We start from the raw sequence: 11,991 nt of genomic DNA on the forward strand, positions 1-11,991 counted from the left end.
GGCCGGCGGGGCCGGCGGGGCCGGCGGGGCCGGCGGGGGCGGCGGGTGGCGAGGGGCGGCAGTGGCGGCGGCTCTAAACCGCCGCGGAGTTATGCCCAAAAGGTGACTTTCTGCAGCCCGAAGCGGTCGGATAGCAATGACGCGGCGCCTGTGCGGCCTGCCGACCGTCGGCAGCGACCCCAGCGCGCCGAGGAAGGAACGTCTCGTGATCCGCATCCGTCACGCCGCCGCTCTGGCCACCATGGCCGTCACCGCCCTCGCCATCGCCGTGAGCCCCGCCTCGGCGGCACCCGGCGACACGCTCACCATGTGCTCCAGCACGCTCACCCCGGACGGCTGGGTGGACGCCCAGTGGTGGAACAGCGGCGGCTGCGGTTCCGGCTTCACGCCCAACACCAAGCAGATCAAGGACCTGAGAGGCTACCCGGTCGGCACCCAGGTCAACGCCTGCGCGTCGACGTGGCCGCCCGCCGGCTGGACCATCACCAACACCTACTACTCGAGTGGCTGTCGTTACTCCGCCGTCCCCAGCTTCAACCCCAACACCTGGACCCTGAAGCGCACCTCCTGACCTCGCGCGGGCGCCGTGGCCGGTCGGAGGCGCCGGTCGGCGGTGCGGTCGGGTCGGTCGGATCGAGCGGTCGGATCGAGCGGTCGGATCGGTCGGTCGGATCGAGCGGTCGAGCGGGTGGCTCGTACGGCGTGTCCCGCGCCGCCCGGCCGCCCCGGCCCGACCCCACTGCCTACCGTGACCCCATGAGCGCACCTTCAGCACTGCCGTCGGCCGGGTACGGGATCCGGTTCGCCCGGCCCGCCGAGTCCGGGGCGGTCGCCGCGCTCCTGGCCCGCGCCTTCGCCGACGACCCGGTCATGGCATGGATGATTCCCGCCGCCGACCGGGATCGCGGGATCGCCCGCTACTTCCGGCTGGCCCAGCGGCAGCAGCGGCCGCGCGCCGGCGCCGTCCGGGTCGCCGCGACGCAGGACGGGCGGCTGCTGGGGGCCGCGCTGTGGTCGGGACCCGGGACCTGGAAGCCCTCCGCGGCGGCGGAGTTGGCGGCGCTGCCGCGGTACGCGTGTGTCTTCGGCCTCCGTGGGCTGCCGCGGGCCGGGGAGGTCCAGAACGCCATGCACGAGGTCCATCCTCCGACGCCGCACTGGTACCTGCCGTCCGTGGGGACGGACCGGGGGCTCCAGGGGATGGGCGTCGGGTCGGCGCTGCTCGGCCAGCAGCTGGCGGACTGCGACCGGCTCGGGCAACCCGTGTACCTGGAGTCCAGCAACGTCACCAACATCCCCTTCTACGAGAAGTTGGGCTTCCGGATCACCGGAGAGATCCGGCTCCCGGAGGGCGGGCCGACCCTCTGGCCGATGTGGCGGGACCCCGATCCGGCCGGCGCAGGCGCGACGCACCAGGGTGCTTCTCGCGGATCGTCCGGGCACGGGCCGATGCGGTGATGTGATCGACGCGGCCCGTGCGTACGGATCGGGCCGTAGCCGTCACATGCCATCAATTCACCAGCCCGCCAAGGCTGTTGTCGAAGCGATCACGCTTGCGTCTCGGATAAGTGTTCTGGAACCCTCCGCTTGACTCACCTGTCACACGAGCAACGGAGGCAACCCCCGCATGCCCTCAAGCCGAATACGCCGTGCGTGGCCCGCGGCCGCCACCGCCGTCGCCGCAGCGCTCGCGCTCACCGGTCTCGCGGCACCGGCGCAGGCGCAGGACCCCGCGTCGGACGCACCCGGGACCTGGATCCAGCAGCCCCGCACGTCCGAGGGCACCCCCGCGCCGCTCGGCGCCGGTGCCTGGGCCGGTCCCGGCGGCGCGGCCTCGCCCGCAGACTTCACCCTGCAGCCCGGTGAGATGAACGCCGAGACCACCCGGCGGGTCACCCGCCTGGCCTCGGTGCTGCCCGACTCGGGTGGCGTGCAGAAGCTGTTGGTCGGCGCGAACCGCACCGTCGATCCGTGGTGTTCCCGCGACCCGTTCGGCACGGCCCCCGACCCCGACATCAAGTACTGCCTGCAGAAGGACGACTCCATCTCCCAGGAGTGGGTCCCGCAGGGCATCACCGGCGTCTCCGACGCCAAGGACAACGAGCTGTGGGGCGCCGCCGGGAACATCCAGCTCTTCGCCTCCTACGACGGCTGGGACCCGGGCCGGGAGGACGATCCCGACCCGTCGGCCGGCGACTGCACCGCGGCCGAGCTGGAGGCCGACGACGCCTGCAACCAGAAGGGCGTCCGGATCACCTTCGTGCAGAGCAGGACCAACCCGGCCACCGGCAGCCCCGAGATCAAGTACCGGCACGTCCTGCTGGGCTGGACGTACGTGAACTCCGCCGACCACGTCTCCTTCGACGGGCTGCACGCGGGCGAGTACCCGATCCAGAAGGGCGTCCACGCCGGCGGGATCGTCTGGTACGGCAACTACCTCTACGTCGCGGACACCCGCAACGGCCTGCGCGTCTTCGACATGCGCCACATCCTGGACCTGGACCCGGACGGCGACCCCAGCACGCACGACGAGATCGGCACCGACACCGACGGGGTGAGGACCACCTCGAACGTCGAGGACAAGACGAAGGTCGGGCGGCACGACAACGTCTGGTACAGCTTCGGCTACCGCTACGTCATGCCGCAGGTCGCGGCGTGGAAGTTCAAGGCGCCGCAGAGCAACCCCAAGGGCTCCTACGCCTGTGTCTCCACCGGCGCCCCGAAGAGCTCCTACATCTCCCTGGACCGCAGCACCGGCCCGGACCGCCTGATCATGGGTGAGTACTGCCGTCCGGAGAGTGGCTACCCCTCCACCGGCCGCATCGCCTCCTACCCGGTCGCGGCCCTGGAGGGTCGCTCCGCCGACGTCACCGCTGAAGGCTGGGCGAACTACCTGCCGCTCACGGGTGGCGGTGCCCAGGGCGCGGCGGCGTACGACGGCACGTTGTACGTGAACGAGTCCAAGGGGACGGACGAGCCCGGCAACCTGTGGCGCTACAAGTGGAGCGACGGCCGGTTGGTCCAGGACGGCCCGGCCGTCAAGACGGCCCGGGGCGCCGAGGACCTCTACATCGAGCGCGGCACGGGGCGGTTGTGGTCCCTCTCGGAGCACCGTCCGGGGTCGGCGAAGGACTGCACGGCGACCAAGGACCCGGCGGACCCGGACGGAACGGACTACTGCCAGCGTGTGCTCTACGCACACAAGCTGAGCGCGCTCGGTGGCTAAGCCGTCTCTTTCGGATCCTGCCGGCCGGGCTCGCCCGGCACGGCGGGATCCGAGAGAAGCGCCCTAACGGATGCCGGAGCGTACGCGGACCTCTCGGACCTCGGAGACCTCTCGGACCTCAGGGACCACGGGTACCTCGGCCACCGGGTTCGCTGCCGCCCCGGGGCGGTCCTGCTCGAAGGTCCGGAGCAGGTCCGCCGCCACGCTCACCGCGATCGTGGCCGGCTCCTTGCCGGTGATCTCGGTCATCCCGATCGGAGTCTTGATCCGGTCGATGGTGGCGGCGTCGTGACCGCCCTCGGTGGCCAGGCGCTTGCGGAACCGCACCCACTTGGCGGCGGAACCGATCAATCCGATCGAGCCGAGACCGGTGGTGCGCAAGGCGGCGTCGCACAGCGCGGCGTCCTCGGCGTGATCATGGGTCATGATCAGGACGTGGGCGCCGGGCGGCAGCTCCGTGAGCACCTCCTCCGGAAGCAGCGGCGTGTGGTGCACGTGGATCTGCGCCACCGCATCCGCGAGCACACCCAGCCGTTCGTCGGTGAGCATGTCGGACCGGGTGTCGATCAGGTGCAGATCGAGGTTGTGGCGGGCCAGGATGCGGGCCAGCTCCAGTCCGACGTGCCCGACGCCGAAGACGGCCACCGCCTGGACCACCGGCAGCGGTTCGAGGAGCAGGCTGACGGCACCGCCGCAGCACTGCACACCGTGGGGTCCGACGACCTTGTCGTTGAGGGCGAACTCCATCAGTTCCGGCTCCGGATCGGGCTCGACGTTGAGCTGGCGGGCCCGATCGATGGCGACGGCCTCGATGTTGCCGCCGCCGATCGAACCCCAGGTCTCGGTCTGTCCCACAACGAGCTTGGCACCGGCCCCACGGGGCGCGTGGCCGCGCACGGTCGCGACGGTCACGAGCACGCCGGGCTCCCGGCGTGCTCGCAACCGCGTGACCGCGGCGATCCAGGTCATGTCAGGCATTGCTCAAAGCGCTTGTGTCGGTACGGATCTCGCTGTCGTCCGAAGCGTGGCCGTCGCCGCTCCGCACGTCCGCCTTCTCGCGGACCGACTCGATCGCCCAGAAGACCGCCTCCGGCGTCGCGGGGGCGGCGAGTTCCACGCTGACCCCGGCGGGCCCGAACGACGCGGCCGCCTGGCGCAGCGCCTCGCGCACGCAGAACGCCAGCATCAGCGGAGGTTCGCCGACCGCCTTGGACCCGTACACCGCGCCCTCTTCGGTGGCGTTCTCCATCAGCGTGACGTTGAACTCCTCGGGCATCTCCGAGAAGCTCGGCAGCTTGTAGGTGCTCGCGGCCTGGGTCAGCAGCCGGCCGCGGTTCGGCCCGTCACTGGTGTCCCAGCGCATGTCCTCGAGCGTCAGCCAGCCCGCGCCCTGGACGAAACCGCCCTCGACCTGACCGATGTCGATCATCGGGGACAGGCTGTCGCCGACGTCGTGCACGATGTCCACCCGGCGGATGCGGTACCCGCCGGTAAAACCGTCGACCTCCACCTCGGCCGCGGCGGCGCCGTAGGAGAAGTACTTGAACGGGGAGCCCCTGAAGGTCTTCGCGTCCCAGTGCAGCCCCTCCGTCCGGTAGTAACCGGCCGCCGACAGCTGAACGCGCTGGAAGTACGCGGTGTGCACCAGGTCGTCCCAGGCCAGCTCCTTGTCGCTGCCCAGGGTGCGGGCGACACCATCGACGATGCGCACGTCCGAGGCGTTCGAACCCAGCCGGCTCGCGGCCACCTGCAGCAGCCGTTCGCGCAACTGCTCGCACGCGTTCTTCACCGCGCCACCGTTGAGGTCCGCACCGGAACTGGCGGCGGTGGCGGAGGTGTTGGGCACCTTGTCGGTACGCGTGGGCGCCAGTCGCACCTTGTGCAGCGGGATGCCCAGCGTGGTCGCGGCCACCTGCAGCATCTTGGTGTGCAGGCCCTGGCCCATCTCGGTGCCACCGTGGTTGATCAGGACGGAGCCGTCCTTGTAGATCAGCACCAGCGCGCCGGCCTGGTTGAAGGCCGTGAGGTTGAACGAGATGCCGAACTTGATGCCGGTGATCGCGAGCGCCCGCTTGGTGTGCGGGTGCGCGGCGTTGAAGGCCGCGATCTCGCGCTTGCGGTCGGCGATCCCGCCGTTGTTCTCGACCTGCTGCCAGACCGCGGCGATCCGTTCCGCCTGCGGGACCGGCTGGCCGTACGGCGTCGCCTGACCGAGACCCGGCTGGTAGAAGTTGCGCTTGCGCAGCTCCATCGCGTCCAGGCCGAGCAGCGGCGCGACCCGGCCCAGGATGTCCTCGATCACCAGCATGCCCTGCGGTCCGCCGAAGCCGCGGAAGGCCGTGTTGGAGACCTTGTTGGTCTTGGCGATGCGACCGGCGACCCGCGCGTTGGGGATCCAGTACGTGTTGTCGATATGGCACAGCGCGCGGGCACAGACCGGCTCGGACAGGTCCAGGCTCCAGCCGCCGTCCGCGGTCAGGATGGCATCCAGCGCCTGGATGCGCCCGTCGGCGTCGAATCCGATCTTCCAGTCGGCGTGGAACCCGTGCCGCTTGCCGGACATGGTGAGGTCCTGGGTGCGGTTGAGCCGCACCCGGACCGGCCGGCCGGTCAGCTTGGCACCGAGCGCGGCGATGGCCGCGAAGCCGTGCGGCTGCATCTCCTTGCCGCCGAAGCCGCCGCCCATCCGCAAGCACTGCACGGTCACCTCGTGGCTGTGCAGACCGAGGACGTGCGCGACGATCTCCTGGGTCTCCGAGGGGTGCTGGGTGCTGCTCTGGATGAACACCTGCTCGGCCTCGTCGATGTAGGCCAGCGCGGCGTGCGTCTCCAGGTAGAAGTGCTCCTGGTCGGAGAACTGGAACTCGCCGCTGAACACGTGCGCCGACTCGGCGAAGCCGGCGTCGATGTCGCCGGTCACCATCACGGGCCGGGCGCCGTGGAAGCTCTCGGCCGCGATCGCTTCCTTCAGCGTGATGATGGAGGGCAGTTCGTCGAGTTCCACCTCGACGGCCGCCGCACCGAGCCGAGCCGCCTCCAGGGTCTCACCGAGCACCCAGGCGACCGCGTGGCCGTGGAACATGACCTCGTCGGGGAAGAGCGGCTCGTCGTGCTTCATACCGGCGTCGTTGACGCCGGGCACGTCGGCGACGGTCAGTACGCGGACCACACCGGGCACGGCGAGCGCGGGCTCGGTGCGCAGCGCGGTGATCCTGCCCCGGGTCTTCATGACCTGGACGGGGTAGGCGTGCAGCGTGTCCTTGGTGCGGTACACCAGGTCATCGGTGTAGAGCGCGGTGCCGGTGACGTGCAGGACGGCACTTTCGTGCGGCATGGAGACGCCGACTACCGGCTTCTCGGGACGCTCGGACAAATGGCTCATGAAGACACCGCCTCGGTGGTTTGCGCGTGCAGCTTCAACAGGCTCTGGCCGAGCATCGCGGAACGGTAGACGGAGCTGGCACGGTGATCGCTCATCGGCGTGCCCTCACCCCGCAGCACCCGGGCCGCGGCCTCGACCGTCTCCGCCGACCACGGCTTGCCCTCCAGGGCAGCCTCGGTGGCGAGGGCACGGATCGGGGTGGCGGCCACGCCGCCCAGACCGATGCGGGCCTTGCGGACGATTCCGCCCTCGATGTCGAGCGCGAATCCGATCGCCACGCTGGAGATGTCGTCGAAGCGTCGCTTGGCGATCTTGTGGAAGGCCGTGACCGGCGACAGCGGCAGCGGGATGCGCACCGCGCGGATCAGTTCATCGGGGCGGCGCACGCTCTGCCGGTAGCCGGTGAAGTACTCCGCGAGCGGGACGACGCGCTCACCGTCGGCGTCGGCGAGCACCAGCGACGCCTCCAGGGCGAGCAGCACCGGCGGGCTGTCACCGATGGGGGAGCCGGTACCCAGATTGCCGCCGAGGGTGCCGCTGTTGCGGATGAGTCGGGAGGCGAACTGCGGGAACAGTTCGGCCAGCAGCGGGACGTCGCCGTCGAGGCGGCGTTCGATCTCGGTGAGCGTCACCGCCGCCCCGATCTCGATGTGGTCGGATTGGACGCGCAGCTCCCGGAGCTCGGGCAGCCGGTCGATGGCGACCACGCACTCGGCCCGGCGGGAGCGGATGTTCACCTCGACGCCGTAGTCGGTGGAGCCGGCGACCACGACTGCGTCGGGCCGCTCGCGCAGCAGTTGCAGCGTTTCGGCCAGGGTGTCCTTCCGCAGGAACGTGGCGCCGTCCTGGGTGTACTCGGTGGCGACCGGCGCGGGCGGGTCCTGCTCGCGACGCTGCGCCAGGGGGTCGTCCTCGGTGGGCTCACCGACCGCGAAGGCGGCGTCGCGGATCGGGCGGTAGCCGGTGCAGCGGCACAGGTTGCCGCTCAGCGAGTGCAGGTCGAAGCCGTTCGGACCGTGCTCGGCGTCGCCGGCGTCGCTGCCGTCGGCAGGCTCGGCGTGTGCGCAGCGGTCGGGCCGGTAGTACTCGGAGGCCATGCTGCAGATGAACCCGGGGGTGCAGTAACCGCATTGGGAGCCGCCGCGGACCGCCATCTCCTCCTGTACCGGGTGCAGCGTGGGCCGCGTACCGGGTTCGCCGACCGTGGCGAGACCTTCGGAGGTGATGATCTCCTGGCCGTCCAGCGCCGCGGCCGGCACCAGACACGCGTTGACGGCCACCCAGTCGGTGGGCTTGTTCACGCCGGGACGGGCCACCAGGACCGAACAGGCGCCGCACTCACCCTCGGCGCAGCCCTCCTTGGTACCGGTGAGGCCTCGCTCGCGCAGGAGGTCGAGCACAGTGGTGTGGGGTGCAGCCGGGGAAAGCGGTGTCTCTTTCCCGTTGACGGTGATCCGCGCCGCTACCATGGCACATCCTCATTTCCGCGCATGGTCGAGCTGATTATGCTAGTAGCCATTTCAGGGGCTTTCTATTTCGCTGGCGCAGCCCGAGGAAGAATCCGGGGCGCGACTCGGCACGCGACGACGTGCCGCAGGCGGTGTGAGAAATCGAAAGATGCCGGGGCCGCAGAAGGGCACACCGGAGAAGAGGGCTGTTCAGCAGCCGTGTGCTACGAGACCCGGAGTCCAGGCGATCTGATGTGCGGGGCGGTGCAGTTCGGAGATGATCGACATCCGACTTCGCCTCCTCCATCAGTTCACGGGCCGGTCGGCTCGAAGTTACGTTGCCGCAGGTCCATCGGTCAAGCCACCGTGCGGAGACCATGTGGGTCCGCCGAAATCCGGGCCGCCGGCGGGGCGACGCGAGGCCGGATCCGGTAGATCGAGACGCTGTCCGGAATGTGACGTATCGACCGGCCGAGGCGTCGAACGGCCGGTGGCACCGGAGCCCCACGCGTTCACCGCTGTCCCGCGGCCGGGCTGCGGGCTGTCCCGCGCTCCGGCGGGCGGGTCGCCGCGGCGGGCCGTGGATACGCACCTGAGGCGGCCTCACGCGTCCCGAGTGCACCGTCCACCCCATGCCTTACACCTTGACGGTGCCGCGGGTACCCCGGGTGTGGTGTGGGGCCCGGTCGACGGCGCGACCAGGGCTCGATCGGTGCGGTGGGTGACGACGTCGGAGGTGCGGCCGCACCGGGGGGCGGATTCCCGCCACGGCCGGGAGGCCGAGGTGGTCGGCAGGCCGAGGCGGCCGGGCCGGAACTGCCGCCGACGCGGGGGCCGTCGTCGCACCCGCGTCAAGGAAGTCTTGACAGAGCGGGCGTGTCAAGGTTCTCTTGACACATGTCGATCTTGAAGCTGGCGCCCTCCTCCGAGGAGGGCGCCCCTCGCTCCACCACAGCCCCCACCACGGCTGCCCTGCTGCCGCTCGCGGTGATGCTGCCCGCGGTGACGGTCATGTTCCACGACCGGTTCGGGGTTGCCGCCTCGGTCGCCCTGGTCGTCGTGTCCCTCGTACTGGTCGCAGCCGGAGGCGCCCTGGTGGCCCGTACCGCGGCACGGGCCGATGCCGACGCGATCCGCGCCCGCCGCGACGCGGACGTGCTCGACGCGCTGGAACCTCTCGCCGGCGCCCGGCGATGAGCGACGTACCCCTGCTCGGCCCCCTGGAGGCAGCCAGGATCCGCGAGGGCATCGCGGCGGCCGTGATCGGCGCCCCCGAGGGCCTGGCCGACGCGCTCGAACACGACGCGGACGGTTATCTGCGCCTGGTGGACGCCTCGCGGGTCGGAGCCGAGGAGGCGAGCCGGCTCCTGCGTGAGGCCGTGCAGGGTGCCAGGGCCGCCGGACACAGCTGGGAAACGGTGGGCCGCATCCTGGGAGTGAGCCGGCAGGCCGCCCAGCAGAGGTTCGCCGGGGCGCCCGCGCCCGGTGCGCCGACCGGTGGTGGGGCGGGCACCGCGGAGCGCCGCATCCTCAGTCCGCTGACCGCGTTCAACGAGATGGCCGCCCTGGAGGAGGCCGGACGCGACGGATGGCACCTCGTCGGCTACGGATCCTTCTTTCATGAGGTGGAGGCCTCCGCGCACCCGTGGGAGCACTGCCGTGTGACGCTCTCCGCCGGCGGCCGCCACCGGCGGATGGAGGCGGAGGGCTGGATCCCCGTCGGCGCGGGCTGGTTCCCCTGGCGCTACTACAAGCGGCCGCTCGGCCCCGACCGCAAGGCGGCCCGGTGACCGTCCCGGCCCGCCGGTCAGGCAGAACCGGGACGGCCACCGTCGCGGCAGGGGGTCAGGGGGTCAGGGGGTCTGGAGCTTGTCCACGATCCACGCGCCGAGTTCCTCGGTGATGACCGTGTGTCCTTGGTTCTCGCTCGCGCACATGAAGTGGTCGAGCTCGCTGTCGGCGGGGTCGATCTTGCTGTAGAGCGCGTCGCGGTCGTCGATCTCGCCGGCCGCCACGGCGCTGACGCTGGGCACGAACGTGGTCGCGTTGTACGTGAGTTCCGCGGGCTCGCCTTCGAGGAGCCCGGCCAGCATGGCGGCGGTGCCGAAGTTGGCGGGGCGGCCCGGCAGGTTCAGAGCCTCGGGGAAGAGCCCACCGGGAGCGCCGTCGATGTCGGGCAGTCCGCTGGTGGTGATCGGGATCTCGGGGGATCCGGTCTTCTTCAGGATGGCGACGATCTGCTCGCGCGTGTCCTGGGTGTCCAGCCGGGTGCCCGTCAGCTCCGTACCGGTGGTGCGCATCGCCGTCACGCCGGCCGGAATGTTGTTCCCGGCACCGGTGCCCGTGCCGTTGGCGACCCCGAGCCGCCGCACGCCGGGGGGCCAGCTGCCCACCCGCTCCAGTTCCGCGAGGAAGTCCGTGCGGGCCTGGTCCTGCTGGGCCTCCGCGGTGACGCTCTCGATGTGCCAGCGCAGCAACTGCCTGGCGGCCGCGCTGTTGACCATCCGCGAGAAGCTGCTGAGGAGTTCGCCGAATCCGGGGAGGGCACCCCAGTTGTCCTTCACGAAGTGCGCGAACGCCTGTACCGAGATGGGCAGCCAGGCTCCGCTGTGCGGGGTGTCGTAGGAGAGGAAGGTCGCGGTCTGGTGGTCGTCACCGTCATGGTGCATCTTGGCCAGGGCGTACCGGGTGACCAGCCCTCCCATGCTGAAGCCGCCGACCGTCAGCTTGGCCGAACCTTCGCGGTCGTCGATCGTCTTCTCGATGCACTCGATCGCCACGTCGGCGTTGTCGATGATGGACGCCGACCGCTCCTCGAAGCCCAGGAGCACCAGGTCGAAGCCCGCCTCACGCAGCTTGGAGATGAAGGGGTACTCGCCGTTCTCCAAGCCGTTCCACAGGGCGTCGGGATCGCTCTTGCCGGAGGAGAACCCGTCGGCGAGGATCACCGGCTTCCTGACCCGGGTCTGGCCCGGGCTGCTGTAGAACACCCAGGCGGTGCCCCCTTCGAGGGGCCACTCGGCGTCCCACGCGCTTGCCCTCGGGTAGTGGGGCTGGACGCCCGGGAAGGTGTTGTCCCAGATGCTCACAACAGGCATGGACATGTGGTCCGGCTCCTCTGTCTCGTGGTGCGGTACAGCCCGCCCCCGGGACGGGGGGCGCGGCGGGGGCCGCCCCGGGTCACGGCGCGAAACACGCTCGGGGGCGGCCTGCACATGCCGGCGGCCTCGTGCCGAGGTCATGTGCGGAACCGGAACCATGATCCCGAAGCGAGTAGCCCAAAACCACCGAATACCGACCATGTCACTCGTACGTGGAATGTGGTTTCGTCGCAGGTCACAGGGCTGCAAGGGAAGAAACGATGATGCGGGCCCGACACGGACCCGACACGGTGCCGCCGGGGGCGCAGACGGTGGTCGCCCGCTCTTCGCGGGCCTGGCGGTGAGCGCAGCGGGATGCTTAAGAGCAGATCAACTGAACCTTAAAGATGCCTGTGGTCTCTTCGCCCCGCGTCGATCGAGGCCGTCGGTACGAGTGCCCTGCACACGGCGACCGCCCGGGGCCCCGGGGCCGTGACCTGCTTCTTCGGACGTACTCCCATCAGTCACGAGCCCCGCGGCGGCTCGCCGCACAGAGCTCCAAACCTCCTCGCGGCCCGATTCGTAAAAAGGCAACAGGACTGAACTCCCTTGAGAAGTCGGCCGTATGCAGGACGTCAGGGGGACAACGTCCATCGGATCGAGGAGTGCCAAGTGTCCAGAAAACGGACCATGAGTCTCAAGAAGAAGTTCGTGCTCTCTGCCGTCGCGGGAGCCCTGGTGATCGGTGGGGTCGCCGCCACGGTGGCGATCGGCAATGCCGCAGTCCCTGACGTGGTGTGTCAGGGGTCGACGGTGACGTTGTCGGGTGAGGCGGGTGCGCCGGCCGCGTCGAGC

At 70.5% G+C, this 11,991-nt stretch carries 9 protein-coding genes; 5 read left to right on the plus strand and 4 right to left on the minus strand.

The genetic code is table 11. The annotated features are described in order from the left end of the window. Window positions 1-205: 205 nt before the first annotated feature. The 3 genes from AB8A24_RS24555 to AB8A24_RS24565 all read left to right on the plus strand — a co-directional run bounded on the left by AB8A24_RS24555 (window position 206) and on the right by AB8A24_RS24565 (window position 3,226). Window positions 206-571 carry a hypothetical protein gene (locus AB8A24_RS24555; RefSeq protein ID WP_202186032.1) on the plus strand — a complete coding sequence of 122 codons (366 nt, stop codon included), beginning with the start codon at window positions 206-208 and terminating at the stop codon, window positions 569-571. Window positions 572-756: 185 nt separating this feature from the next. Then, window positions 757-1,458 carry a GNAT family N-acetyltransferase gene (locus AB8A24_RS24560; RefSeq protein ID WP_328964853.1) on the plus strand — a complete coding sequence of 234 codons (702 nt, stop codon included), beginning with the start codon at window positions 757-759 and terminating at the stop codon, window positions 1,456-1,458. Window positions 1,459-1,627: 169 nt separating this feature from the next. Further along, complete coding sequence (locus AB8A24_RS24565) at window positions 1,628-3,226, plus strand: hypothetical protein (protein ID WP_369477676.1); 1,599 nt, start codon at window positions 1,628-1,630, stop codon at window positions 3,224-3,226. A gap of 63 nt (window positions 3,227-3,289) precedes the next feature. Here the strand turns inward: AB8A24_RS24565 and xdhC are convergent, their stop codons facing one another. From xdhC to AB8A24_RS24580, 3 genes are read right to left on the minus strand one after another with little or no spacing between them, the layout of a single operon-like run. Then, the gene (gene xdhC / locus AB8A24_RS24570) at window positions 3,290-4,195 is read right to left on the minus strand and encodes a xanthine dehydrogenase accessory protein XdhC (RefSeq protein ID WP_328964855.1); all 906 of its coding nucleotides are present in this window, start codon (window positions 4,193-4,195) and stop codon (window positions 3,290-3,292) included. 1 nt (window position 4,196) lies between these two features. Beyond that, window positions 4,197-6,608, minus strand: a complete 2,412-nt coding sequence (gene xdhB, locus AB8A24_RS24575) for a xanthine dehydrogenase molybdopterin binding subunit (RefSeq protein ID WP_328964856.1) — start codon at window positions 6,606-6,608, stop codon at window positions 4,197-4,199. Further along, the gene (locus tag AB8A24_RS24580; protein WP_328964857.1) at window positions 6,605-8,077 is read right to left on the minus strand and encodes an FAD binding domain-containing protein; all 1,473 of its coding nucleotides are present in this window, start codon (window positions 8,075-8,077) and stop codon (window positions 6,605-6,607) included. Before AB8A24_RS24580 ends, xdhB begins: the two co-directional genes overlap by 4 nt. Window positions 8,078-8,953: 876 nt before the next feature. Here AB8A24_RS24580 and AB8A24_RS24585 point away from each other — a divergent pair. Both AB8A24_RS24585 and AB8A24_RS24590 read left to right on the plus strand, forming a co-directional pair. Further along, entirely contained in the window at window positions 8,954-9,253 is a 300-nt protein-coding gene (locus AB8A24_RS24585; RefSeq protein ID WP_328964858.1) for a hypothetical protein, read from the plus strand. Continuing rightward, window positions 9,250-9,846, plus strand: coding sequence for a hypothetical protein (locus AB8A24_RS24590; protein ID WP_328964859.1), 597 nt, complete (start codon window positions 9,250-9,252; stop codon window positions 9,844-9,846). The genes AB8A24_RS24585 and AB8A24_RS24590 overlap by 4 nt, the downstream gene beginning before the upstream one ends. Before the next feature lie 63 nt (window positions 9,847-9,909). Here AB8A24_RS24590 and AB8A24_RS24595 read toward each other — a convergent pair whose 3' ends face one another. Beyond that, the gene (locus tag AB8A24_RS24595) at window positions 9,910-11,160 is read right to left on the minus strand and encodes a hypothetical protein (protein ID WP_328964860.1); all 1,251 of its coding nucleotides are present in this window, start codon (window positions 11,158-11,160) and stop codon (window positions 9,910-9,912) included. Window positions 11,161-11,991: the final 831 nt, after the last annotated feature.

It is taken from the genome of Streptomyces sp. BF23-19, assembly GCF_041106355.1.
GTDB lineage: Bacteria > Actinomycetota > Actinomycetes > Streptomycetales > Streptomycetaceae > Streptomyces > Streptomyces virginiae_A.